Source organism: Streptomyces sp. NPDC019224, assembly GCF_040632605.1.
Classification (GTDB): domain Bacteria; phylum Actinomycetota; class Actinomycetes; order Streptomycetales; family Streptomycetaceae; genus Streptomyces.
In genome coordinates this window covers 135,950-159,299 of the sequence record NZ_JBEYCF010000006.1, presented here as the reverse complement: position 1 = coordinate 159,299, position 23,350 = coordinate 135,950, and the positions used below count along the sequence as shown (strand labels likewise).

At 73.0% G+C, this 23,350-nt stretch carries 20 protein-coding genes and 2 pseudogenes; 11 read left to right on the top strand and 11 right to left on the bottom strand.

The window, feature by feature from the left end:
- Nucleotides 1-60: 60 nt before the first annotated feature.
- The 3 genes from ABZ564_RS06230 to ABZ564_RS06220 form a co-directional block, all read right to left on the bottom strand.
- On the bottom strand, nucleotides 61-1,950 hold the full coding sequence (locus ABZ564_RS06230) for a SpoIIE family protein phosphatase (protein ID WP_360850262.1): 1,890 nt from the start codon (nucleotides 1,948-1,950) through the stop codon (nucleotides 61-63).
- Between the two features lie 456 nt (nucleotides 1,951-2,406).
- On the bottom strand, nucleotides 2,407-3,114 hold the full coding sequence (locus ABZ564_RS06225) for a DUF402 domain-containing protein (RefSeq protein ID WP_360850259.1): 708 nt from the start codon (nucleotides 3,112-3,114) through the stop codon (nucleotides 2,407-2,409).
- 44 nt (nucleotides 3,115-3,158) lie between these two features.
- On the bottom strand, nucleotides 3,159-4,562 hold the full coding sequence (locus ABZ564_RS06220) for a class II fumarate hydratase (RefSeq protein WP_360850256.1): 1,404 nt from the start codon (nucleotides 4,560-4,562) through the stop codon (nucleotides 3,159-3,161).
- Nucleotides 4,563-4,675: 113 nt separating this feature from the next.
- Between ABZ564_RS06220 and ABZ564_RS06215 the strand changes: the two are divergent.
- Nucleotides 4,676-4,943, top strand: a pseudogene (locus ABZ564_RS06215) (hypothetical protein); the annotation flags it as partial.
- A 335-nt stretch (nucleotides 4,944-5,278) separates the two neighbouring features.
- On the opposite strand, the pseudogene ABZ564_RS06210 reads toward ABZ564_RS06215, so the two are convergent.
- Nucleotides 5,279-5,522 (bottom strand): annotated as a pseudogene (locus ABZ564_RS06210) (MFS transporter); the annotation flags it as partial.
- A gap of 86 nt (nucleotides 5,523-5,608) precedes the next feature.
- A complete protein-coding gene (locus tag ABZ564_RS06205; protein ID WP_360850253.1) occupies nucleotides 5,609-7,285 on the bottom strand; it encodes a fumarate hydratase in 1,677 nt (558 codons plus the stop codon).
- A gap of 203 nt (nucleotides 7,286-7,488) precedes the next feature.
- Here ABZ564_RS06205 and ABZ564_RS06200 point away from each other — a divergent pair, with 203 nt between their 5' ends.
- Both ABZ564_RS06200 and ABZ564_RS06195 read left to right on the top strand, forming a co-directional pair.
- Nucleotides 7,489-8,157 (top strand): DUF1707 domain-containing protein, encoded by a 669-nt coding sequence (locus ABZ564_RS06200; RefSeq protein ID WP_360850250.1) that lies wholly within the window; start codon nucleotides 7,489-7,491, stop codon nucleotides 8,155-8,157.
- 166 nt (nucleotides 8,158-8,323) lie between these two features.
- The gene (locus ABZ564_RS06195; protein ID WP_360850247.1) at nucleotides 8,324-8,695 is read left to right on the top strand and encodes a WhiB family transcriptional regulator; all 372 of its coding nucleotides are present in this window, start codon (nucleotides 8,324-8,326) and stop codon (nucleotides 8,693-8,695) included.
- 83 nt (nucleotides 8,696-8,778) lie between these two features.
- Here the strand turns inward: ABZ564_RS06195 and glpX are convergent, their stop codons facing one another.
- Nucleotides 8,779-9,810 (bottom strand): class II fructose-bisphosphatase, encoded by a 1,032-nt coding sequence (gene glpX, locus ABZ564_RS06190; protein ID WP_360850244.1) that lies wholly within the window; start codon nucleotides 9,808-9,810, stop codon nucleotides 8,779-8,781.
- 143 nt (nucleotides 9,811-9,953) lie between these two features.
- Here glpX and ABZ564_RS06185 point away from each other — a divergent pair, with 143 nt between their 5' ends.
- Entirely contained in the window at nucleotides 9,954-10,472 is a 519-nt protein-coding gene (locus ABZ564_RS06185; RefSeq protein WP_360850241.1) for a DUF4245 domain-containing protein, read from the top strand.
- An 89-nt stretch (nucleotides 10,473-10,561) separates the two neighbouring features.
- Here the strand turns inward: ABZ564_RS06185 and ABZ564_RS06180 are convergent, their stop codons facing one another.
- The 4 genes from ABZ564_RS06180 to ABZ564_RS06165 form a co-directional block, all read right to left on the bottom strand.
- On the bottom strand, nucleotides 10,562-11,152 hold the full coding sequence (locus ABZ564_RS06180) for a malonic semialdehyde reductase (RefSeq protein WP_360850238.1): 591 nt from the start codon (nucleotides 11,150-11,152) through the stop codon (nucleotides 10,562-10,564).
- Nucleotides 11,153-11,315: 163 nt separating this feature from the next.
- A complete protein-coding gene (locus ABZ564_RS06175; protein ID WP_360850235.1) occupies nucleotides 11,316-11,591 on the bottom strand; it encodes an exodeoxyribonuclease VII small subunit in 276 nt (91 codons plus the stop codon).
- 96 nt (nucleotides 11,592-11,687) lie between these two features.
- Nucleotides 11,688-12,899 (bottom strand): exodeoxyribonuclease VII large subunit, encoded by a 1,212-nt coding sequence (gene xseA / locus ABZ564_RS06170; RefSeq protein ID WP_360850232.1) that lies wholly within the window; start codon nucleotides 12,897-12,899, stop codon nucleotides 11,688-11,690.
- Between the two features lie 72 nt (nucleotides 12,900-12,971).
- Complete coding sequence (locus ABZ564_RS06165; protein ID WP_360850229.1) at nucleotides 12,972-14,354, bottom strand: APC family permease; 1,383 nt, start codon at nucleotides 14,352-14,354, stop codon at nucleotides 12,972-12,974.
- 108 nt (nucleotides 14,355-14,462) lie between these two features.
- Here ABZ564_RS06165 and ABZ564_RS06160 point away from each other — a divergent pair, with 108 nt between their 5' ends.
- On the top strand, nucleotides 14,463-15,443 hold the full coding sequence (locus ABZ564_RS06160; protein ID WP_360850226.1) for a 4-hydroxy-3-methylbut-2-enyl diphosphate reductase: 981 nt from the start codon (nucleotides 14,463-14,465) through the stop codon (nucleotides 15,441-15,443).
- A gap of 61 nt (nucleotides 15,444-15,504) precedes the next feature.
- Nucleotides 15,505-16,251 (top strand): polyphosphate--glucose phosphotransferase, encoded by a 747-nt coding sequence (gene ppgK, locus ABZ564_RS06155; RefSeq protein WP_360850223.1) that lies wholly within the window; start codon nucleotides 15,505-15,507, stop codon nucleotides 16,249-16,251.
- 75 nt (nucleotides 16,252-16,326) lie between these two features.
- On the opposite strand, the gene ABZ564_RS06150 is transcribed toward ppgK, so the two are convergent.
- Nucleotides 16,327-16,854 (bottom strand): DUF6542 domain-containing protein, encoded by a 528-nt coding sequence (locus ABZ564_RS06150; protein WP_360850394.1) that lies wholly within the window; start codon nucleotides 16,852-16,854, stop codon nucleotides 16,327-16,329.
- Nucleotides 16,855-17,106: 252 nt separating this feature from the next.
- Here ABZ564_RS06150 and ABZ564_RS06145 point away from each other — a divergent pair, with 252 nt between their 5' ends.
- The 5 genes from ABZ564_RS06145 to ABZ564_RS06125 all read left to right on the top strand — a co-directional run bounded on the left by ABZ564_RS06145 (nucleotide 17,107) and on the right by ABZ564_RS06125 (nucleotide 23,348).
- Nucleotides 17,107-17,991, top strand: a complete 885-nt coding sequence (locus ABZ564_RS06145; protein ID WP_360850220.1) for an AraC family transcriptional regulator — start codon at nucleotides 17,107-17,109, stop codon at nucleotides 17,989-17,991.
- A gap of 154 nt (nucleotides 17,992-18,145) precedes the next feature.
- On the top strand, nucleotides 18,146-19,009 hold the full coding sequence (locus tag ABZ564_RS06140) for an ABC transporter ATP-binding protein (protein ID WP_360850217.1): 864 nt from the start codon (nucleotides 18,146-18,148) through the stop codon (nucleotides 19,007-19,009).
- A gap of 79 nt (nucleotides 19,010-19,088) precedes the next feature.
- The gene (locus tag ABZ564_RS06135; protein WP_360850214.1) at nucleotides 19,089-20,153 is read left to right on the top strand and encodes an iron-siderophore ABC transporter substrate-binding protein; all 1,065 of its coding nucleotides are present in this window, start codon (nucleotides 19,089-19,091) and stop codon (nucleotides 20,151-20,153) included.
- Nucleotides 20,150-22,246 carry an iron ABC transporter permease gene (locus ABZ564_RS06130; protein ID WP_360850211.1) on the top strand — a complete coding sequence of 699 codons (2,097 nt, stop codon included), beginning with the start codon at nucleotides 20,150-20,152 and terminating at the stop codon, nucleotides 22,244-22,246. The genes ABZ564_RS06135 and ABZ564_RS06130 overlap by 4 nt, the downstream gene beginning before the upstream one ends.
- Before the next feature lie 19 nt (nucleotides 22,247-22,265).
- Nucleotides 22,266-23,348 carry a peptidase C39 family protein gene (locus ABZ564_RS06125; protein ID WP_360850208.1) on the top strand — a complete coding sequence of 361 codons (1,083 nt, stop codon included), beginning with the start codon at nucleotides 22,266-22,268 and terminating at the stop codon, nucleotides 23,346-23,348.
- Nucleotides 23,349-23,350 lie beyond the last annotated feature (2 nt).

Below are 23,350 nucleotides of genomic sequence, written 5' to 3'. Positions count from 1 at the left end.
GAACGGGCGGGGTACGAGGCTTCTCCTCGTACCCCGCCCGTTCGCGTGTCCCGCGCAGCGCTACCCGCGCACCGGCATCTCGAACCACACCACCTTGCCCGTCGACAGGCGGGTCGCCCCCCACCGCCGGGCCAGCCGGTTGACCAGGAACAGGCCGCGCCCGTTCTCGTCCATGTCGCGGGCGCGGCGCTGCCGGGGCAGCTGCGGGGAGTCGTCGCCGACCTCGCAGCGCAGGGTGCTGGTGCGCAGCAGGCGCAGGGTCACCGGACGCTCCGCGTACCGCACGGCGTTGGTGACCACCTCGCTGACCAGGAGCTCCACCGAGTCCGAGAGCTCGTCCAGACCCCACCGGCCGAGCGCCCTGCGGGCCAGCCTGCGGGCCCGGCCGGGGGCCGAGTCGTCCGGCTCCAGGAACCAGTACGCGACGTCGCTCGGCGCGATCCCGTCGAAGCGGGCGGCCAGCAGCGCGATGTCGTCGTCGCGGTCACCGGGGCCGAGCATGTCCAGTACGTCGTCGCACAGGGCCTCCAGCGGCGGCGAGTGGTCCGGGCCGGTCAGCCGGGCGGTCGCGGCGAGCCGTTCGCGCAGCTGCTCGATGCCCGTCCACACGTCCCGCAGCCGCGACTCGACCAGGCCGTCGGTGTACAGCAGCAGCGTCGCGCCGGCCGGTGCGTCCAGCTCGACGGCCTCGAAGTCCACTCCGCCGACGCCGATCGGGGCGCCCGGAGGCACCCGCAGCACCTCCGCGCGGCCGCCCAGGTGGAGCAGGACGGGCGGCGGGTGGCCGGCGTTGGCGACGGTGATGCGGTGCGCGACGGGGTCGTACACCGCGTACAGGCAGGTGGCCATGCGGTCGCTGCCGAGCCGCTGCGCCTGCTCGTCGAGGTGGTGCAGCACCTCCTGCGGGGGGAGGTCGAGCCCGGCCAGGGTCTGCGCGGTGGTGCGGAGCTGGCCCATGATCGCGGCGGACGTCATGGAGTGGCCCATGACGTCACCGACGACCAGGGCGACCCGGCTGCCGGGGAGCGGGATCGCGTCGTACCAGTCGCCGCCGACCCGGGCCGTCTCGGCGGCCGGAAGGTAGCGCGAGGCGAGTTTCACACCGGTCGGCTGGGGAAGCGAGTCGGGCAGCATCGTGCGCTGCAGCTCGTCCGCGATGTACGCCTCGCGCCCGTAGAGCACGGCCTTGTCGATGCCGAGGGCGGTGTGCGTCGCCAGCTGGGCGGCGACCAGGAGGTCGTTGGCCTCGAACGGGGGGCGTTCGGCGCCGCGCTGGAAGACCGCCGCCCCGATCACCCGCCGCCGACCGCGCAGCGGGGCCAGGATCACCCGGTGCCCGGACGGCACCGTGCGGTCCGCGCCCAGCAGCTCGGGCAGCGCGACGCGGGCCGCCGCGGAGTCGCCGAAGACCGGCCGCACCCCGCGCAGCACCTCGGCGAGCGCGCTCCCGGCCTGCACCTCGCACAGCTCGGCCGCGGGCATCAGATCGGCCTGCGGGTCGACGGCGGGCAGCCGCAGCCGCTCCGTCTCCGACAGGCTCTCGGGCTCCTCGTCGGTCAGCCGCAGCCGGTCCGAACGGCGCAGCCGCAGCACGAACGGGTTGACCGGCCGCTCGTCGCCGACGGGCAGCGGGTCGCGGAGGTAGACGAGTATGGCGTCGGAGAACGTCGGCACGCTCGCCCGGCACAGCCCCAGCACGATCTCGTCCAGGTCTATGCCCCGGGCGATCCGCCGGGTCGCGGCGCCCACGAAGCGCAGCCGGTCGCCCTCGCGCCGCGTCGCCGCCTGGGGGTCGGGGGCCGCGGGGGCGGGACCCTTGGCGGGGGCCGGGATCGCCGTGGCGGCAGCGGCGGCCGCCACGGCGGCGTCCCGCTGCCGCGGCCGGGTGCGTTCCTGCGGCCGGGCGGCGAGAGGCTGCCGGCCTTCGTGGGAGGTGGGATGCTCCGTCACGCGTGGGATTCCGTCCGTCCGGGCCGGTGGTATGAGGCGATCACCATGGGGGGCGCTACTGTGCCCCGCCAGGAGCGGCAATGACAACGGCTGACATCGCCTTCCCCGTCGCGCGGGGCCGAAACCGTATGCCCGCTGGGAATGCCGGTGACAACGTTTCCGAGGGGGCGGCAGCGGACAGCGGCCACGTCTCCACCCCCCTCGTAGTGGCTCATGAGATGCGGGTAACTCGGGACGCCGGTGCGACCCGTGAGGCCGCGGTCTGTGCGACGAGCCGATGACTTGTGGTCAGGTCCTTCGCCCCGCCTGCCGGTTGGGGTCGACCCTCTCCTCGGGACGATCCTACGTTTGCCCCCCTGGGGTTGTGAACTGCCACGGGCCGAGGGCGCCTGCGTGAGCCGGAGTGCGTGGGGGCGGGTGAAGGGGGAACGCGGCTGCCGCTGGAGGGAAACGGTCTCACGACGGCATGGCGGAAGCCGGACGGTCCGAACCGTCCGGGCGCCGGTCCCAGTCGTCCGGCAGTTCGGGCACCCGCCACGCCGGGTCGGGCCGCCAGTTCTCCCAGCCGTCCCGGAACGGCGTCCCCCACTCGCGGATCAGCCCGACCGCCGCGCGCCCCGCCGCCCGCACCCGGCGCGCCACGTCCGGCGTGAGCAGGCCCACCCGCTGGGCCTGCTCGAACTCGTCCTCGTCGCGCCAGAGCCAGCTGCGGTCCGGGTAGACGGAGATGTCGAGGAAGTGGTCCTCGGAGTCGACGCCGCCGGCCCAGCGGGTGCGCGGTTCCTCCAGGTTCACGTACCAGCTGCGGAACTGCCAGCCGCGCTCCCAGAACAGCCATACGGACCAGGGGTCGCCGGGTCTGGCCAGCTTCAGCACCCCGTTGCCCAGCCAGGGCGAACGGGCCGTCGTGCGCGGGGCGGTGTACCGGGTGGCGAGCGGCTCGGCGTGCACGTCGGTGCCGTCCGCCAGGACCGGCTTGACGCATTCGGTGCCGGGCGCCACCCACACCGCGAGCAGCTCGTCGGTGTCCTGCACGACCGTGACCGGGCGGCAGATGTGGAACGTATGAGCGGCGGAATCCGGCCGCCGGGGGCCGTTTCCGCGGTAGCGCCACAGGATCTGGTCACCCGGCGCCCAGCGCTCGGTCCCTCCGGTACCTGTCATGGAGGGATCCTACGGAGCGCGCCGCACCCGCCCGACGGCGCCCGTCACGGGCGGGTCATGCGCAGCACGTCCAGGGCCTCGTCGAGCTGCCGCTCGGTCAGGTCCCCCCGCTCCACGTAGCCCGATTCGAGGACCACTTCACGGATGGTCCGGCGCTCCGCGAGCGACTTCTTGGCGACCTTGGCCGCCTCCTCGTAGCCGATGTACTTGTTCAGCGGGGTGACGACGGACGGCGAGGACTCGGCGTACTCCCTGGCCCGCTCCACGTGTGCGGTGATCCCGTCGACCGTACGGTCGGCGAGCAGCCGGGAGGCGTTGGTGAGCAGCCGGACGGACTCCAGCAGGTTCTTCGCGATGACCGGGAGCATCACGTTCAGCTCGAAGTTCCCGGCGGCACCCGCCGCGGCGACCGTGGCGTCGTTCCCCGTCACCTGGGCGGCGACCATGAGCACCGCCTCGGGGATGACCGGGTTGACCTTGCCCGGCATGATCGAGGAGCCGGGCTGGAGGTCGGGCAGGGAGATCTCGGCGAGCCCGGTGCGCGGGCCCGACGCCATCCAGCGCAGGTCGTTGCAGATCTTGGTGAGCGAGACCGCGATGGTGCGCAGCTGGCCCGAGGTCTCCACCAGCCCGTCCCGCGCGCCCTGCGCCTCGAAGTGGTCCCGTGCCTCGGTGAGCGGCAGCCCGGTGACGCGGGCCACCTCCGCGATGACGGCGGCGGAGAAGCCGGGCGGGGTGTTGATGCCGGTGCCCACGGCCGTGCCGCCGAGGGGGAGTTCGGCGAGGCGGGGGAGCGAGGACCTCAGCCGCTCGACGCCGTAGCGGATCTGGGCGGCGTACCCGCCGAACTCCTGGCCGAGGGTGACGGGCGTGGCGTCCATCAGATGGGTGCGCCCGGACTTCACGACCGTCGCGAACTCCTCCGCCTTGCGCTCCAGGGCGGCGGCCAGGTGGTCCAGGGCGGGGATCAGGTCGGCGGTGACCGCGGCGGTCGCGGCGATGTGGATGGAGGAGGGGAAGACGTCGTTGGAGGACTGCGAGGCGTTGACGTGGTCGTTGGGGTGGACCTCGCGGCCGAGGCGTTCGGTGGCGAGGGTGGCCACGACCTCGTTGGTGTTCATGTTCGACGAGGTGCCCGAGCCGGTCTGGAAGACGTCGACCGGGAAGTGCGCGTCCCAGCGCCCCTCGGCGACCTCGTCCGCCGCCTCCTGGACCGCCCGCGCGATGTCCGGATCGAGGACCTTCAGCTCGGCGTTGACCTTGGCCGCGGCGGCCTTGATGCGGGCCAGGGCCTCGATGTGGGCCCGTTCCAGGCGCTGGCCGGAGACCGGGAAGTTCTCCACGGCCCGCTGCGTCTGGGCCCGCCATTTCGCGTCCGCGGGGACCCTGACCTCGCCCATCGAGTCGTGCTCGACGCGGTAGCCCTCGCCCGTTCCCTGATCCGTCATCGTTCAATCTCCTTGAAGTCGCCCGAAAAGATGAGCACTTGTCTCGTTCTGTGTATTCCCCCTCGCCTACCGGCCAGTAAATACCGCGGGCAACCCCACCGGGGGACGGGGCGATGAGGCGCACCGGGCACGGACTCCGTCGGGCCGGCGCGGTCGCCGCGGCCCTCGCGGCGGCGTTCGGCGGGATGACCGCGGCCGCGGCACCGGTAGCCGGGCGGCCCGGTACCACCAGTACCGCATCGACGTCCCTGCCGCCCGAACCGGAGGCCGTCCGCGCCGCGGCGGCCACCCGGCTGCAGGGCGAGCCGGCCGCGCGACCGGCGCAGGACCGGGCTCATCCCGCTCGGCGACGGCGAGATCTCCGGCGAGGGCGTCGGCACGTCCCACGCCTCGTGCTCCGGCGCGTGGCGGGGACCGGCGTCACGCGGGGTCCGCCCTTCCGGCCTTCCGGAGCGAGGCGGTGCGGTCGTACGGGCGCGGGCGGCCGGCCGGTGGGGCAGAGTTTCGTGGTCCCGTACGCACGGCGGTCGTACGGGTGCGGGCGGCCGTACGGCGAGGGCCGGCGCCGGAGCCCGGGCGGGAGCCGGCGGCCCGGGTCGGTCGCTCCCGGGCCCCGGCCCCGGCGGGCGCCGCCCCGGCGCATCCGAGGAATTGGCTGAATCCCGCTGTACGGGCATCCGTGCGGCGCGGTGTCCGGTTCCCGCCCCGCTCGCCCCTCACGGTGCCGACGCGGCCGTGCGCGGGCGGCGCGGCCCCGCCGTGCGGATCAGGAACACCACCGCGACGGCGAGGGCCGCGCCGTGCGACCAGCCGACCACCGCCAGGGGGCTGAAGTGCTCCAGGGCCGCCGCCACGGCGATCATCCCGGCCCCGAAGCGTCGCGGACAGCCCGAAGGCGTGCGCGCGGGGCCCGGCCGGCAGGGTCTGGAGGTGCGAGGTGTACGACACCCCCGTCAGCCCGCGCCCGACCGGGCTGTCCGGTCGGGCGCGGGCCGCTCGACGGCTGGACGCCGCTGGAGGGACGGGTCCCTCCGGCGGCGCGGAAATCAGCCCAGGCCCGGGCCGCGCACCGGGATGCTGGTGAACGTGGGGGCGGGGGCGGGCTCGGTGAAGAAGTCGTTGCCCTTGTCGTCGACGACGACGAACGCCGGGAAGTCCTCCACCTCGATCCTCCAGACCGCCTCCATGCCGAGCTCCTCGTACTCGACGACCTCGACCTTCTTGATGCAGTCCTGCGCGAGCCGGGCCGCCGGGCCGCCGATCGAGCCGAGGTAGAAACCGCCGTGCTCGCCGCACGCGTCGGTGACCTGCTGGGAGCGGTTGCCCTTCGCCAGCATCACCTTGGAGCCGCCCGCCGCCTGGAACTGCGCCACGTAGCTGTCCATCCGGCCGGCCGTCGTCGGGCCGAAGGAGCCGGAGGCGTAACCCTCCGGGGTCTTCGCCGGGCCCGCGTAGTACACCGGGTGGTCCTTCAGGTACTGCGGCATCTCCTCGCCCGCGTCCAGGCGTTCCTTGATCTTGGCGTGCGCGATGTCGCGCGCCACGACCAGCGGACCGGTCAGCGAGAGCCGGGTCTTGACCGGGTACTTGGTCAGCTCCGCGAGGATCTCGTCCATCGGCCGGTTCAGATCGATGCGGACGACGTCGCCCTCGCTCTCCAGGTGCTCGTCCGTGGTGTCCGGCAGGAAGCGGGCCGGGTCCTTCTCCAGCTGCTCCAGGAAGACGCCCTCGGCGGTGATCTTCGCGGTGGCCTGGCGGTCCGCCGAGCAGGACACGGCGATCGCGACGGGCAGCGAGGCGCCGTGCCGGGGCAGGCGCACCACGCGCACGTCGTGGCAGAAGTACTTGCCGCCGAACTGCGCCCCGATGCCGATCTTCTGCGTCAGCTCGAAGACCTTCTCCTCCAGCTCCTTGTCGCGGAAGCCGTGCCCGGTCGGGGAGCCCTCGGCGGGCAGCTCGTCCAGGTAGTGCGCGGAGGCGTACTTCGCGGTCTTCAGCGCGAACTCGGCGGACGTGCCGCCGACGACGATCGCCAGGTGGTACGGCGGGCAGGCCGCGGTCCCCAGCGAACGGATCTTCTCCTCCAGGAACTTCATCATGGAGGCCTCGTTGAGGACCGCCTTGGTCTCCTGGAAGAGGAACGACTTGTTGGCCGAGCCGCCGCCCTTGGCCATGAAGAGGAACTTGTACGCGCCGCCGTCGGTGGCGTACAGCTCGATCTGCGCCGGGAGGTTGGAGCCGGTGTTCTTCTCCTCCCACATGGTCAGCGGGGCCATCTGCGAGTAGCGCAGGTTGAGCTTGGTGTACGCGTCGAAGATGCCCCGCGACAGGGCCTCCTCGTCACCGCCCTCGGTGAGCACGTTCTGCCCGCGCTTGCCCATGACGATCGCCGTGCCGGTGTCCTGGCACATGGGCAGGACGCCCGCGGCGGCGATGTTCGCGTTCTTCAGCAGGTCGAGCGCGACGAACTTGTCGTTGGACGACGCCTCCGGGTCGTCCACGATCCGCCGCAGCTGCGCCAGGTGCGCGGGCCGCAGGTAGTGCGAGATGTCGTGCATGGCCTCGGCGGCCAGGGTGCGCAGCGCCTCCGGCTCGACCTTGAGGAACGTACGTCCGTCGGCCTCGAAGGTGGACACACCCTCGGCGGTGACCAGGCGGTACGGAGTGGTGTCCTCTCCCAGGGGGAGCAGATCGGAGTACGCAAACTCTGGCATTACGGCCATTCCTCACTCGGCAGACAGCGACCGGCCACCCTTGGCCGGCGCACCCACCAGAGTAGGACGCGCCGGGGGTGCCGGGCTTGTGAGGTAGGGCTCACCGTCCGGGGCCGGTCCGGGGTCGGTCCGGGGTCCTCGGGGGTGCGCCGCCCGCCGCGCGGCACCGCCGCCCCCTGTCGCGATCTATCGCGTTTCGGTACGCTGGGACGGTGGACCTCGAGAAGCAGCCCCAGCAGCCCACCGCGCCGGCGGACACCGACGTCATCCGCGCCTCCGACGCGGACCGCGACCGGATCGCGGACATCCTGCGGGAAGCGCTGGCCGAGGGCCGGCTGACCGCCGACGAGCACGCGGAGCGGATCGATTCCGTCTACCGCGCCAAGACCGTCGGCGAGCTCGAACCGCTCGTACGGGACCTGCCGGCGCCGGGCGGAGAGCCCGGGGCCGCCCCCGGCGCCCCGTACGCCCGCGGCCCCGAGCCGGCCGCCGGGCCGGCCGAGAACCTGGTGGCGATCTTCAGCAGTTCGACCCGCAGGGGCCGCTGGCGGGTGGGCCCCCGTACGAACGCCTTCTCGCTGTTCGGCAGTGTGGAAATCGACCTGACAGAGGCGCTTTTCGGCCAGCGTCTCACCGTGATCAACGCGACCTCCGTCTTCGGCAGCGTGGAGATCAGGGTGCCCGAGAACATCTCGCTGCGCGGCAGCGGGACGGGTGTTTTCGGCAGTTTCGAAGTCCGCACCCTGGAATCCGCGGATCCCGAGGCGCCCGTGGTCGTCGTCAACGGGTATTCGGTGTTCGGCAGCGTCGAGGCGAAGCCGAAACGCGGCGCGTTCATCGCGGATCTCCAGGACCGGCTGCGTAAACACCTCGGCCACTGACGGCGTCCGGCAGCGCGCCTCGACGGGGATTCCCCCCGGCCGAAAAGGGACTCGACCGCAATTGCGCGGAACGGACCTGAGTGCCACTCAGTGCATAGGCGTGCGCACAGCGGGTAGGGACTTCTGCATCGTCTCTCGCTCGCGAAGCCGTCGTCAGGAGTGGACCGTGCTGCAACTGCCGCATCAGCCCCTGCAGGTCGCCGCCGTTCCCCCGCAGCGGGTCCCCGCTCGGGAGGACCAGGCAGGCCCCTGGCACTCGGAGGCGGTGTGCCGCCGGGACGAAGCCGGGCTGTTCTTCGCCCCGTCGAAGGAGCCGACTGCCGCCCGCCTCTCGCGCGAGGAGTCCGCGAAGCGGGTCTGCGCGCGCTGTCCCGTGATGGTGGAGTGCCGCGAGCACGCCCTGATGCAGCCCGAGCCCTACGGGGTGTGGGGCGGCCTCACGGCCGCCGAGCGCCGGGTCGCGCTCGCCCGGCGCAGGCGGCGCGAGGTGGAGCTGAAGGCCGCGGGCGCGGCCGGCCGGGTCGCGGCGGCGGGCTGACCGGGCCGCGGCCCCCTGCCCGCCCGTACGAAGAGGCGCCCCCACCGCACATGGGGGGCGCCTCTTCGTACGGGCGCGCGGTGCTACTTCGCGCGGTCGAAGTCGATGGCGCTGTAGGCGCGCAGCTTCGACAGCCGGTGGGTGGAGTTGATCGTCCGGATCGTGCCGGACTTGGACCGCATGACGATGGACTCGGTGGTCGCCGTCTCCGAGCGGTAGCGCACCCCGCGCATCAGCTCGCCGTCCGTGATCCCGGTCGCCACGAAGAACACGTTGTCCCCGCTGACCAGGTCGTCCGTGGACAGCACCCGGTCCAGGTCGTGCCCGGCGTCCAGGGCGCGCTGCCGCTCGGCCTCGTCCTTCGGCCAGAGCTTGCCCTGGATGACGCCGCCGAGGCACTTTATGGCGCAGGCCGAGATGATGCCCTCCGGGGTGCCGCCGATGCCCATGAGCAGGTCCACGCCGGTGCCCTCGCGGGCGGCCATGATCGACCCGGCCACGTCGCCGTCGGAGATGAACTTGATGCGGGCGCCGGTCTCCCGGATCTCCTTGACGATGCCGTCGTGGCGCGGGCGGTCCAGGACGACGACCGTGACGTCCTCGGGCGTGGAGTTCTTCGCCCGGGCGACCCGGCGGATGTTCACCGAGACGGGGGCGTTGATGTCCACGAAGTCGGCCGCCTCCGGGCCGGTGACCAGCTTGTCCATGTAGAAGACCGCGGACGGGTCGAACATCGCGCCCCGGTCTGCGGCGGCCAGGACGGCGATCGCGTTCGGCATGCCCTTGGCGTTCAGGGTCGTGCCGTCGATCGGGTCCACGGCGATGTCGACCTCGGGCCCGGTGCCGTCCCCCACGTGCTCGCCGTTGAACAGCATGGGGGCCTCGTCCTTCTCGCCCTCACCGATGACGACGACGCCGTTCATGGACACGGTGGAGACGAGGGTCCGCATGGCGTTCACCGCGGCACCGTCGGCCCCGGTCTTGTCCCCGCGGCCGACCCAGCGCCCGGCGGCCATGGCGGCGGCCTCGGTGACCCGGACCAGCTCCAGGGCGAGGTTGCGGTCGGGGGCCTCCGGGGAGACCTCCAGCTGGGACGGCAGATGATGCTCGGGCATCGGAGCGCACCTTTCTGTACGGCGACGACCGGATGAGGGTGGTCTGACTCTATCGCCAGGCCGATAAAATGAGCAGACCGGGTCACGTATGAGCGGGACGGCCCCCGATTCGGGCGCGCGGGGGCTGATGCGACGATGGACCCGTGGCAAGCAAGCGAGGCAAGCAGACCGTGCGGGACATGATCCTGTCGTTGTTGGCGATCGCCGCCGTGGCGGGTGTCGTCTACATCTTCATCCCGCACGACGACAAGGCCGATCCGATCAAGGCGGTCGACTACCGCGTCGAACTCCTGACCGCGCGGCGCGCCGCCCCGTACCCGGTGGCGGCCCCCAGCGGCCTGCCCGAGGGCTGGAAGCCCACCTCGGTCACGTACGACCGGGACTCGGGCGACAGCTGGCACCTGGGCTTCCTCGACCCGGACGGCAAGTACGTCGCGGTCGAGCAGTCCACGTCCCCGGCGAAGCTCTACATCAGCCAGGTGAGCCAGAAGGCCGAGGACACCGGGCGCACGCAGGAGGTCGCGGGGCGGACCTGGCGGCGCTGGAAGGGCCCGAAGTACGACGCGCTGGTGCGCGAGGAGAAGGGCGCGACGACGGTGGTGACCGGCTCGGCCCCGGCGGAGCGGCTGGCGGAGATGGCGGCGGCGCTCAGGACGTCCTGACGGCCGCGTACGGATGACGGACACGGGGAAGGCCCCGGAGCGACTGCTCCGGGGCCTTCCCCGTGTCCACCGGCCCGAAAGGCCGTGACTCAGACGGTCTGGACGACCTCGTCGAACGCGAGGCGCGGCAGACGCGGGAACCAGGCGTCCTCGCCCGGCTTGCCGATGTTGACGACCATCAGGACGCTGTGGTCGGCGTCCAGGAACTCCTTCTCGATGCCCGCGGCGTCGTAACCGGTCATCGGGCCGGCGGCCAGGCCGGCGGCGCGGACGCCGATGATGAAGTACGCGGCCTGCAGGGCGGCGTTCAGCGAGGCGGCCGACTCACGGACCGGGCGCTCCGAGAAGAACATGTCCTTGGCCTGCGGGAAGTGCGGCAGCAGGCCCGGCAGCTCCTCGTGGAACTCGTTGTCCGCGGCCAGGATCGCGACCAGCGGGGCGCTCGAGGTCTTGGGCTGGTTGCCCTCGGCCATGTGCTGCACGAGACGCGCGCGGGCCTCGTCCGAACGCACCAGCACGACGCGCAGCGGCGACTGGTTGAAGGCGGTCGGGCCGTACTTGACCAGGTCGTAGATGGCCTGGACCTGCTCGTCGGTCACCGGCTCGTCGGTGAACGTGTTGGCGGTACGGGCCTCGCGGAAGAGGAGGTCCTGGGCGGCGGAGTCGAGAACGAGAGACATCGTGCGTATTACCTTCCGGACGTACACGGGGGATCGAGCGGCGATCCGCGGGGGACCGAGCCACGACGATCACCGTACGGGGAAAGTGCGTTAACATTCAACTAAATCGGAAGTGGGGAGACTCACCCCGATCCGTGGAATACGAACCGGGGCGCGTCCCGCCTCAGCCCGCGTCCGCGTCCGCCGCCGGACCCGAGGCGTCCGGCCCCTCGCCGTCCGGCGGGCCCGCCAGTGCGGCGTCGAGCCTGGCCCGGGCGCCCTCCAGCCAGTGGCGGCACACCTTCGCCAGCTCCTCGCCGCGCTCCCAGAGCGCGAGGGAGTCCTCCAGCGAGGTCCCGCCCGCCTCCAGGCGGCGTACGACCTCGATCAGCTCGTCGCGCGCCTGCTCGTAACCGAGCGTCCCCGTCGCGGCGGCGGCCGCCGTCCCGTCGTCCGTCATGTGATCAACCCTATGCGTCGGCATGTGCCGGTCCGTGCCGGCCTGTACGTCCATCCCCGCGGGGTCACGGGGGCCCGAGCCCTGTGACCCCCGGCCCTACTCCGCGACCCGCACCGCGAACTCGCCCCCCGAGACCCGGGCCCGCAGCGTCTCCCCGGCCCCGCCCGCGTCGGCGGGATCGCGGACCACGTGCCCGTCGGCGCGCTGGAGCACCGCGTAGCCGCGCTCCAGGGTCGCGGCGGGCGACAGGGCGAGCACCCGGGCCCGGGTGTGGGCCAGCTCCGAGTCCGCCCGGTCCAGCAGATGGCCCAGCACCCGGCGGGCCCGCCCGGCCAGCGCCTCGACGTCCGCCGCGCGCTCGTCCACCATCCGCCGCGGATGCTCCATGCAGGGCCGCCCCAGCGCGTGGGCCAGGCCCCGCTCCTCCCGGTCGAGCAGTCCCCGTACCGCCCGCAGGGACCGGTCCCGCAGCTGCCGCACCCGGTCCAGCTCCTCGCTCACATCCGGCACGACCTTCTTCGCCGCGTCCGTCGGCGTGGACGCCCGTACGTCCGCGACGAGGTCGAGCAGCGGGGAGTCCGGCTCGTGCCCGATCGCCGAGACCACCGGCGTCCGGCAGGCCGCGACCGTACGGATCAGCTCCTCGTCCGAGAACGGCAGCAGGTCCTCGACGCTGCCGCCGCCGCGCGCCACGACGATCACGTCGACGTCCGGGACGCCGTCCAGCTCCTTGACGGCCCGCACGACCTGGCTGACCGCGTGCACCCCCTGCACGGCCGTGTTGCGGACCTCGAAGCGGACGGCGGGCCACCGGCGGCGGGCGTTCTCCAGTACATCGCGTTCGGCCGCCGACGCCCGTCCGCAGACCAGGCCGATCAGCTGGGGCAGGAAGGGCAGCGGCTTCTTGCGGTCGAGGGCGAACAGCCCCTCGGCGGCCAGGGACTTCCTCAGCTGCTCCAGCCGCACCAGCAGCTCACCGATGCCGACCGGCCGTATCTCCGTCGCGCGCAGCGAGAGCTGCCCCCGGGGCGCGTACCACTCGGGCTTGGCGAGCACGACGACCCGCGCGCCCTCCGACACGACATCGGCGATCCGGTCGAAGACCTGCCGGAAGCACGTCACGCTCACCGAGATGTCGTGCGACGGGTCGCGCAGCGTCAGGAACACCACCCCGGCGCCCGGCCGCCGGGACAGCTGGGTGATCTGGCCCTCGACCCAGACCGAACCGAGCCGGTCGATCCAGCCGCCGATGAGCCGCGACACGTCACCGACGGGCAGCGGCGCTTCCGGGGAAGTGTTCAGAGCCATGCGAGCGAGCGTAACGGCCGGGACCGACAACGGCCCCTCCCCGCCCGGCGGACCGCGCGCCCCCGCCCCGGTTCACCGCACCCCACCCCGCCGCCCCCGCTGCACCAGCAGCACCACGAGCCCCACCGCCAGCCAGCAGGCCCCCACCACCTGGGCGCTCGCCGTCGCCTCCACGATCACCGCGATCAGCACCCCGGCACCCACCACCGGCACCAGCAGATGCCGCCACCAGTCCGGCGTCCCCTCCATCCGCCGCACCACGAACCAGCCGACCACCGACGCGTGCAGCAGCACGAACGCCGTCAGCGCCCCGATGTCCACGACCGAGACCAGATGGTCGAGCCCGTCGTCGCGCCGGGCCGCCCACACCGCCGCCACCAGCGTCACGACGGCCGCGAGCAGGATCGCCACCCGGGGCACCCCGGAACGGGCGTCGATCCGGGACAGCAGCGCCGGCAGCCGCCGCTCGCGGGCCATCGCGAACAGCAGCCGGCCGGCCGCCGCCTGCCCCGCCAGCGCCGCGAACGCCGCCCCGATCGCCTTGCTCACGGCCACCAGATCGTGCAGCCAGGTCCCCACCGCGGCGTCCACCGTGTCGTAGAAGGCCGAACCCTGCGCCCCCGGATCGGCGGTCAGCTCCGCCGAGGTCATCGGCTCCAGCAGCGCGGCGAGATACGCCTGCGCCACGAACAGCACCCCCGTGAGCACCAGGCAGAACAGCACCGCCCGCGCCACCTGCGCCGAGCCGCCCGTCACCTCCTCCGCGAACGAGGCGATGGCGTCGAACCCGAGGTACGAGAGCACCGCCACGGACACCGCGCCCAGCACCGCCGCCGTGGAGAAACCCGCATCCCCGGTGAGCGGCGTCAGCCAGCCGCGCTGCGCCCCGTCCCGTACGAGCACCACCACCGCGGACACCACGAACACCAGCAGCACCACGATCTCCATCGCGAGCACCGCGAAACCCACCCGGGCGGCGGCGCGCACGCCCCACAGGTTGAGCAGGGTCGTCACGACCACCGCGAGCGCCGTCCACACCCACCGCGAGACCTCCGGAACCAGCGAGTTCATCGCGATCCCGGAGAAGAGGTACGCCACGGCGGGGATCAGCAGGTAGTCCAGCATCGCCATCCACCCGGCGATGAAGCCGGGCCCCTCGCCGAGCCCCTTGCGGGCGTACGCGAACACCGAACCGGCCATCGGCGCGACCCGCACCATCTGGGCGTAACTGAACGCGGTGAACGCCATCACGACGGTCGCGGCGACGTACACCAGCGCGACCGCCCCGTCCGACTTCGCGTCGAGTGTCCCGAACACCCCCACGGGGGCCATCGGGGCGATGAACAGCAACCCGTAGACCACCAGGTCCCGGAACCCGAGGGTCCGCCGCAGCCCGGCCGTCCCCGCGGTGCTGCCGCCGCTCCCGCTGCCGGGTCCCGTACCGCTGTCGGCCATGAGCCGCCCTCCGTCGGTCGCGTGAAGATCGGATCCCCCTCGCTCGAAGATCAGTCTCCAGACCCGCCGCCCCCCGCGCCTGTTCGGTACGGCCTTACGATGGGACGCATGACTGCTACGACCCCCCGACGCGTCCTCCTCGCCGCTCCCCGTGGCTACTGCGCGGGCGTGGACCGTGCCGTGATCGCCGTGGAGAAGGCCCTGGAGCAGTACGGCTCCCCGGTCTACGTGCGCCACGAGATCGTCCACAACAAGTACGTCGTGCAGACCCTGGAGAAGAAGGGCGCGATCTTCGTCGAGGAGACGGCGGAGGTCCCCGAGGGCTCGATCGTGATGTTCTCCGCGCACGGCGTCGCCCCGACCGTGCACCAGGAGGCGGCCGAGCGGAAGCTCGCCACCATCGACGCGACCTGCCCGCTGGTCACCAAGGTCCACAAGGAGGCCGTGCGCTTCGCGCAGGAGGACTTCGACATCCTCCTCATCGGCCACGAGGGCCACGAGGAGGTCATCGGCACCTCCGGCGAGGCCCCCGACCACATCACCCTGGTCGACGGCCCCGAGGACGTGGAGAACGTCGAGGTGCGCGACCCGTCGAAGGTCGTCTGGCTCTCCCAGACCACGCTCTCGGTCGACGAGACGATGGAGACGGTCGGCGCGCTCAAGGAGAAGTTCCCGCTGCTGATCTCGCCCCCCAGCGACGACATCTGCTACGCCACGCAGAACCGCCAGACCGCGGTGAAGCAGATGGGCTCCGACGCCGACCTGGTGATCGTCGTCGGCTCGAAGAACTCCTCCAACTCGGTCCGCCTGGTCGAGGTCGCCCTCGGTGCGGGCGCCGGCGCCTCCCACCTGGTCGACGGCGCCGACGAGATCGACGAGGCCTGGCTGGACGGCGTCTCCACGGTCGGCGTCACCTCCGGCGCGTCCGTGCCCGAGGTGCTGGTCGACGGTGTGCTGGCGTGGCTGGCCGAGCGGGGTTTCGAGGACGTCGAGATCGTGAAGGCGGCCGAGGAGTCGATCGTCTTCTCCCTTCCGAAGGAACTGCGCCGCGACCTGCGCGCGGAGGCGGCGGCCCTGAAGGGCGAGTAGCGGGCGCCTTTGGGCGGCGTTCCGGGAGTGATCGCGCACGGGTGCCCGTACGGTGGATCACATGGAGATCTTCGGCGTGGACATCGGCGGATCCGGGATCAAGGGTGCTCCCGTGGACCTGGACCGCGGAGACCTGGCGCAGGAGCGCCGCAAAGTACTGACACCGCACCCGGCCACCCCCGGTGACGTGGCCGGGTGCGTGGCCGAGGTGGTCGGCCACTTCGACTGGAAGGGCCCGGTGGGGATCACCTTCCCGGGCGTCGTCACGGGCGGCCTCACCCGCACCGCGGCCAACGTCGACAAGGGCTGGATCGACCTGGACGCCGGCACCCTGCTCGGCGACAGGCTGGGCCTCCCGGTCACCGTGCTCAACGACGCGGACGCGGCGGGCATCGCCGAGATGACGTTCGGCGCGGGCCGGGGCCGCAAGGGCACGGTGGTCGTACTGACGTTCGGTACGGGGATCGGCAGCGCGCTCTTCATCGACGGCAGGCTCGTACCGAACACGGAGCTCGGCCACCTGGAGCTGAACGGCCACGACGCGGAGAAGCACGCCTCCACGAAGGCCAAGGAGGACGAGGACCTGGGCTGGCACCACTGGGCCCGCCGGGTGCAGAAGTACCTGGTGCACGTGGAGATGCTGTTCTCGCCCGAACTGTTCATCATCGGCGGCGGCATCAGCCGCAAGGCCGACAAGTTCCTGCCGCTGATCGAGCGCGTACGGGCCGAGATGGTCCCGGCGGAGCTCCAGAACAACGCGGGGATCGTGGGAGCGGCGATGGCGGCGGCCGAGGCCGCGTCGAAGTAGCCGGGCCCGGCCGGGAGGGACCCCTCCCGGCCGGGCGGGCGCCCGCGGAGGCGGCGGAAGCCCGCCGGACGCGGTCTAACGCCGGGAGGGCCTGCGCGGGGCGCGTCCCGCCGGGCGGGCGGCCGGTGACGGCGGCGCGGCGGCGGGGCGGGCGGTCTGCGCGGCCAGCATCATGCGCCGCTGCCGGGCCCGCATCAGCCGGACCTTCCGTACGGAGGCGATGAGGCCGGCGACGAGGGTGCCGCCGTACAGCCAGCCGGCGTGCACGGCGAGCGCGGTGACGACGGCCATGGCCTGGCCGCCGAAGCCGCCGGCGCCGCCGGAGATGGGCGCGACGCCGACGGCGAAGGCGATGGGCACGCTGATCGGCGCGGTCACCAGGTCCGCCGGCCGTACCCAGAGCGCGGTCAGCGCGCTGACCGGCAGGAACAGCACACCGAACACGGCGGCGGAGTCGTCGAACAGCAACCGGTCCAGGCACCCGACGAGGAACATCGCGGCGGCCGCGAAGAGCCCGGCGCCGATTCCGGTGAGCCGGGGATTGGGCAGCCGGCGCAGGGCGAGCACGGCGGGCGAGACGGGCCGCCCGGCGGGGGCGCTCATCACCCGGTGACCGAGGGCCCCCGCGCCGTCGGCCTTCCTGGCTCCCTTGGCCGCCCCCAGCGGGGACGACGGGGCCTGCCGGGTCTGCCTGCGCTGCGGGGGACGTGTCCTGTGCTGCTCCACCGGGACAACGTAGGTCGCCGGGAGGCGGGAACCGGGTGCGGGACACGCCCTTTGGCCGACCTTGGGGATGAGTTCGATGCCACACGGCGCAACGGGAACCGGTCCGGGACGGCCCTTAGACTCGTCCGCATGGTCCGGTCGTCCCGCGGTGAGGTGAGCCCGGGGCTGTGGCGGCGCGAGGCGGGCACGGTGCTGCGGCGGGCCGGGGCGCTCCCGGAGCGGTCGCCGGCCTCCGGTGCCGTCGTCGCGGAGTTCCGGATCGTCCCCGCCCCCACGGAGTGGGCGCGGCACGCGCACCGGCTGCACGAGCTCGTCTGGGTGCGCGGCGGGACGCTGACGTCCCGGGTGGGCGACCGCGTCTTCACCGTGTTCGAGGGGCACGGGCTCTGGATGCCCGCCGGGGTGGTGCACGTGGGCCGGGCGACGGAGGGCGCGCGGTTCCACAGCGCCTTCTTCGCACCCGACCGCACGCCGTTCGCGTTCGGGGAACCCAAGGCGATCGCCATGACTCCGTTGCTCGTATCGCTGCTGACCCATCTCTCGCGCACGGATCTCGGCGAGGCGGCCCGGCTGCGGGCGGAGGCCGTCGTGTTCGACGTGATCGAGCCCTCGGAGCACCAGCTGGCGCTGCGGCTGCCCGGCGATCCCCGGATCGACGCGATCGCCGAAGCCCTGCTGGACGATCCCGCCGACGGACGCTCACTGGAGGAGTGGGCGCGGTGGCTGGGGACCAGCGACCGCACGATCACCCGTGCGTTCCGCCGGTCGACCGGGCTCTCCTTCGCGCAGTGGCGGCAGATGCTGCGGGTGCACCGGGCGCTGACGCTCCTGTCCGACGGCTTCGATGTGAGGTCCGTCTCCGAGCACCTCGGCTACGCGCAGCCCAGCTCCTTCATCGCCGCCTTCCGGCGCGTCATGGGAACCACGCCCGGCGCGTTCTTCGGGGCGGTGGCAGCCTCCGGGGATGTCCGGAATCCCGTATCGGGTGGCGAGAACGCCGGATTGTCTGCATGACAAGCGGAATATAGTCTTCTTCGAGTTAGGTAACCCTTAGTTGTTGCTCGCCGTGCTCAGTGCTGCCCGCGTGCGGGAGAGCGCGCGGCCCGGCCGGTGAAGGCCGGGCGGGGGGTGCCCCACTCCGCGCCCCTCCGATCACCCGGACCTCCTCATGTTCACAAGCCCCTTCCGCCGTGCCGGAAGACTCCCGGCCGGCCCCGCCGGACCGGCAGCCGCGCTCCACGGACGCGACCTGGTACTGCGCTACGGCGGCGAGCCGGTCGTCCACGGCGTCTCGGTCACCCTGGAACCCGGCCGCGCGACCGCCCTCGTGGGGCCGAACGGCAGCGGCAAGTCCACGCTGCTGCGCGCGCTCTCCCGGCTGCACCAGGTGGACGGCGGCCGGGTGACCCTCGGGGCCCCCGACGGAGCGGACGAGCGGGACGCGGCCCTGCTCAGCCCCCGGGGGTTCGCCCGCGAAGTCACCCTGTTCTCCCAGTCGCGGCCCGCGCCCCAGGGGCTGACGGTCGCGGAGGTGGTGGCGTTCGGGCGCCACCCCTACCGGCGCGGCTTCGCCGGACCGACCGCCGAGGACGGTGCCGCCGTCGACCGCGCCATGGGCGTCACCGGTGTACGGGACATGGCGGACCGGCAGGTCGGGGAGCTCTCCGGCGGAGAGATGCAGCGCGTCTGGCTTGCGGCCTGCCTCGCCCAGGACACCGGTGTCGTGCTGCTGGACGAACCGACCAACCACCTGGACCTGCGCTATCAGTTCGAGACGCTCGACCTGGTGCGGGACCTCGTGGAGCGGCACGGCCTCGCCGTCGGGATCGTGCTGCACGACCTCGACCAGGCGTCCCGGGTCGCGGACACGCTGGTCCTCATGCACGCAGGCCGTATCCACGCGGCGGGCGCACCGGCCGACGTGCTCACCGCCGAGAACATCGGCCTGGTCTACGACATCCGCGTCGACGTCGCCCTTGACCCGCGTACGGACCGGCTGCGCATCGACCCCCTCGGGCGCCACCTCTCCTGACGAGGACGCCACCCCTTCCGGAGCAGCCGTGCCGCGCTCCGGCGCACCCTTCGAGAATTTTCCAGAAAGAGGACCCTCCATGAACCGCGCCAGCCGCCTGACGGCCGCAGCCACGACCGGGCTCGCCCTTTTCGCCCTCACCTCCTGCGGTACGACCGACGCCGACGACGTCACGGCCAAGAGCAGCGCCAGTGCCGCCCCCGCGTCGAAGAGCTGCGCCGACGACACCACCACCACGTCGACCGGGCCGGTCTCCCTCACGGACGGCGTCGGCCGGCAGGTGAAGCTCGACAAGCCCGCCAAGCGCATCGCGGTCCTGGAGTGGCAGCAGGTCGAGGACGCGCTGACGCTGTGCGTCACCCCCGCCGCCGTCTCCGACGCGAAGGGCTACAGCACCTGGGTCAGCGCGGAGAAGCTGCCCGGCGGGGTGACCGACATCGGCACCCGCGAGGAGCCCGACCTCGACACCCTGTACGCGGCCGAGCCCGACCTCATCGTCGTGGAGGCGTTCGACGCCAAGGACGAGATGATCAAGAAGCTGGAGAAGCGGGGCGTCCCCGTGCTCGCCACGCGCGGCGCGAACCCGAAGGACCCGATCGGGAACATGCGCCAGGTCTTCAGCATGATCGGCGAGGCCACGGGGCGCACCGAGCGCGCCGACCAGGTGCTCAAGGAGTTCGACGCCCACCTCGCGAAGGCGAAGCAGCAGGTCACCGACGCCGACCTGCCGACGAAGGACTTCGTGTTCTTCGACGGCTGGCTGGAAGGTAACAACCTCACCGTCCGCCCCTACAGCGACGGCGCCCTCTTCACCGAGCTGGGCAAGGAGCTCGGCCTGAAGCCGGCGTGGACCAGCAGCGTCAACAAGGAGCACGGTGACGGGGGAGTCGACCCCGCCTACGGCCTCGCGCAGACGGACGTCGAGGGACTTGTCGCGGTCGGCGACGCGAACCTCTTCTACGCCAACGACGAGGGCGCCGGCGGCTACGTCGCCGCGCTGCAGAAGAACCCGATCTGGAAGAAGCTCCCGGCCGTCGAGGAAGGCCGCGCCCACGCCTTCCCGGCGCGGGTGTGGGGCGCCGGCGGCCCCCGCTCCAACGAGCAGGCGATCGACGCCTACGTCGACGTACTCGAGAAGAAGTGAGCGCCGTACCCACCGAGGGAGCGTCCACGCGTCCGCTCAAGGACCGCGGCGGCGCTCCCGCCGGGGCGGCCGTCCTGGCGGTCCTCCTCGCCGCGACCGTCCTGGTGGGCCTGTGGCACCTGACCCAGGGCACCTCGGGCGTCGGCGTCGGCGACCTGGTGCGCCACCTCGCCGGGGAACGGGACGGCGCCGACGGCGCACCGGTGGGCGAGATCCTCACCGGCTCCCGACTGCCACGCCTGTTCGCGGGCGTCGCGGTGGGCTTCGCCCTCGGCTGCGCCGGCACGCTGCTCCAGTCCGTCACGCACAACGCGCTGGCCTCGCCCGACACCCTCGCGGTCTCGGCCGGGTCCTACTTCGCCGTCTCGCTCGTCGCCGCCTTCGGCCTCGCCGTACCGCTGTGGGCCTCGGGCGTCGTCGCCTTCGCCGGCGGCCTGGCCGCGGCGGCGCTCGTGCTGCTCCTCGCGGGCCGGGCGGCGGGCACCTCGGGCACCCGCCTCATCCTCGCCGGATCGGCGCTGGCGATGGCCCTGGACTCCGCGACCGGGATGCTCCTCATCCTGTTCAAGCAGAACACCACCGGCCTCTACGCCTGGGGGAGCGGCTCGCTCTCGCAGCTGAACATCGACGCGTCGCTGCGCGCCGTCCCCCTCGTCGTCCTGGTGCTCTGCGCCGCCCTGGCGCTGTCCCGGCGGCTGGACGTGATGAACCTGGGCGACGACACAGCGGCCACCCTCGGCGTGCCGATCCGGAGCACCCGGGTGGCCGCCGTGGTCTGCGCGGTCCTCCTGACCAGCACCTCGGTCACCCTCGCGGGCCCGATGGCGTTCGTCGGCCTCGGCGCGCCCGTCCTGGCCCGCCTGATCGCCGGGCGGGTCCGCGCGCTGCGTCGGCACCTGCTCCTGATCCCCGCGGCCGGCCTGGTCGGCGCGCTGCTCATCCTGCTCGCGGACGCGGTCCTGCGCGCGGTGCAGGGCGCGGACGGGGCGGCCTCCATCCCCACCGGGGTGCCGACCGCGCTGCTCGGCTCCGTCGTGATCGTGGTCCTCGCGCTGCGGCTGCGCGACACGGGCCGGATCCAGCAGCCGCCACGGGCCCGGGTCGCCGCACGCTCCCGGCGCGCCTACCTCCTCGTCGTGACCGGCGCGGCGGCCCTGCTGGCCGCGGCCGCTCTCGTCGGGACCCTGGCCGGGAGCCTCTGGCTGAAGACCGGGGACCTCGCCCTCTGGATGCAGGGCACCGCCCCCGACCTGATCGGGGCCGCCCTGGACGACCGGGTGCCCCGGGTCACCGCCGCGGTCCTCGCCGGCATGGCGCTCGGACTCGCCGGATGCGTGGTGCAGGGCACCGTACGCAACCCGCTCGCGGAGCCGGGGATCCTCGGCATCACCGCGGGCGCCGGGCTGGGCGCCGCGGGCGTCGTCACCTCGGGGCTCGGCGGCGGACGGACGGTGCTCGTCGCGGTCGCCGTGGCGGCCGGGCTCGCCACCTTCGCGGTGATCGCCCTGCTGGCCTGGCGCGGGGGCTTCCTGCCCGACCGGTTCGTGCTGATCGGCATCGGCGTCGGGTACGGCCTCAGCGCCGTGACCACCTTCCTCCTGCTGCGCGCCGACCCGTACAACACGCCCCGCATCTTCACCTGGCTCTCCGGCACGACCTACGGCCGTACGTTCTCCGACACCGTCCCGGTCGCCGTGGGCCTGGCCCTCGCCCTTCCCGTACTGCTGTCCATGCGCGAACGGCTCGACCTGCTCGCCGTCGACGAGGACACCCCGCGCATCGTCGGCGTCAGGGTGGAGCGCACCCGCTTCGCGGCCCTGGCGATCGCCGCCGTGCTCGCCGCGCTCAGCGTGATCGCCATCGGTGTCGTCGGCTTCGTGGGGCTCGTCGCCCCGCACCTCGCCCGTTCCCTGGTGGGCGCCCGGCAGGCCCGGGCGATCCCGGTCGCGATGCTGCTCGGCGGGCTGCTGGTGTGCGTGGCGGACGCGCTGGGCCGCACTGTCGCGGCCCCTTCCCAGGTGCCGGCGGGGCTGATGATCGCGCTGGTCGGCGCACCGTACTTCGTGTGGGTGCTGAGGCAGTCCCGCGCGTGATGTTTTCCGGAGTACTCACATGCCGATCCCACAGTCCCGACAGGAAGGGCCCGTGCCGTCCGTGAACAGCATCGTCATGCCGTACGAACCCGGCACCGCGCCGGCCCCGCTCGTCCACCCGGAGGTGGCGGAGCGCTGGGGCGCGGTCGACCGCTCCGCCCACGCCCCGCGCATCGTCGCCGTGCGCGGTGACGGCGAGGAGTGGAGGGGTGCCGCGCTCGTGACCGCCCGCCCGGACACGGCGTATCTGAAGATCGTGGATGCCGTCGGCGACGTACCGGCCGTCATCGAGGCCGTCGCCGCCCACGCCCGCGGCCGGGGGCTCGTCCAGCTGAAGTGGGAGGGGTGGACGGTCACACCGGAGGAGGCCGCCGCCGCGGGCTTCGCCGCCCTGGAACCACCGCTCTCGCAGTCGGAGGGTGCGAACGGCCCGGCCACCGGTTACGTCCGCTGGCTGAACGACGACGCGGTGACCGCGCCTCCGTACTACGGGCAGACCACCCACTTCAGCTGCGGCGCCGTCACCGGCCTCGTCGCGCAGGTGCACGCGGGCGTCCTGCCGCGCGAGGCGCTGGACCGCCGGGCGGAGCTGACGCTGTGGCGGGACGCGACCAACTTCATGGCCTGCGAGCCCGTCGGCCTGGGCGTCGCCCTGCGCCGGGCACGGCCGTCGTCCGGGGTGACGGTCCACCTCGACACGGACCGGCCGGTCATGCTCGACCACCTCGCCCCGGGCGACCAGGAGTGGCGCGCGCTGCTGCAGAGCGTGTCCCGTACGGAGGCCGAGCGCATCGGCGTCCCGGTCGACCCGGGCCACTTCCCCCTGAGCGCGGTCCGGGACGTGATCGGCCGGCGGGATCACGTACTCCTGCTGCTCTCGCTCGCCGCGATGCAGGGGTTCGAGGTCCCGCACTGGGTGCTCTGCCACGGCGTCGTGCCCGGTGCCGTGGTGATCGATGACCCCTGGGCCAACGGCGCGACCGGAGACACCTGGGTCGACGCCCACCTCCTGCCGGTGCCGGACGCGTCGCTGGACGCGATGTCGAGGATGGCGCCGGGGGGCTTTCGCGGGGCGGTGACCCTGCGCTCCGCCCACGAGTAGCC

Bases quoted from the DNA above. Each gene is read 5' to 3' on its own strand.
- ABZ564_RS06225 (WP_360850259.1), bottom strand. From the start codon at position 3,114: ATGACAGGTACCGGAGGGACCGAGCGCTGGGCGCCGGGTGACCAGATC.
- ABZ564_RS06220 (WP_360850256.1), bottom strand. From the start codon at position 4,562: ATGACGGATCAGGGAACGGGCGAGGGCTACCGCGTCGAGCACGACTCG.
- ABZ564_RS06205 (WP_360850253.1), bottom strand. From the start codon at position 7,285: ATGGCCGTAATGCCAGAGTTTGCGTACTCCGATCTGCTCCCCCTGGGA.
- glpX (WP_360850244.1), bottom strand. From the start codon at position 9,810: ATGCCCGAGCATCATCTGCCGTCCCAGCTGGAGGTCTCCCCGGAGGCC.
- ABZ564_RS06180 (WP_360850238.1), bottom strand. From the start codon at position 11,152: ATGTCTCTCGTTCTCGACTCCGCCGCCCAGGACCTCCTCTTCCGCGAG.
- ABZ564_RS06175 (WP_360850235.1), bottom strand. From the start codon at position 11,591: ATGACGGACGACGGGACGGCGGCCGCCGCCGCGACGGGGACGCTCGGT.
- xseA (WP_360850232.1), bottom strand. From the start codon at position 12,899: ATGGCTCTGAACACTTCCCCGGAAGCGCCGCTGCCCGTCGGTGACGTG.
- ABZ564_RS06165 (WP_360850229.1), bottom strand. From the start codon at position 14,354: ATGGCCGACAGCGGTACGGGACCCGGCAGCGGGAGCGGCGGCAGCACC.
- ABZ564_RS06160 (WP_360850226.1), top strand. From the start codon at position 14,463: ATGACTGCTACGACCCCCCGACGCGTCCTCCTCGCCGCTCCCCGTGGC.
- ppgK (WP_360850223.1), top strand. From the start codon at position 15,505: ATGGAGATCTTCGGCGTGGACATCGGCGGATCCGGGATCAAGGGTGCT.
- ABZ564_RS06150 (WP_360850394.1), bottom strand. From the start codon at position 16,854: ATGAGCGCCCCCGCCGGGCGGCCCGTCTCGCCCGCCGTGCTCGCCCTG.
- ABZ564_RS06145 (WP_360850220.1), top strand. From the start codon at position 17,107: ATGGTCCGGTCGTCCCGCGGTGAGGTGAGCCCGGGGCTGTGGCGGCGC.
- ABZ564_RS06140 (WP_360850217.1), top strand. From the start codon at position 18,146: ATGTTCACAAGCCCCTTCCGCCGTGCCGGAAGACTCCCGGCCGGCCCC.
- ABZ564_RS06135 (WP_360850214.1), top strand. From the start codon at position 19,089: ATGAACCGCGCCAGCCGCCTGACGGCCGCAGCCACGACCGGGCTCGCC.
- ABZ564_RS06125 (WP_360850208.1), top strand. From the start codon at position 22,266: ATGCCGATCCCACAGTCCCGACAGGAAGGGCCCGTGCCGTCCGTGAAC.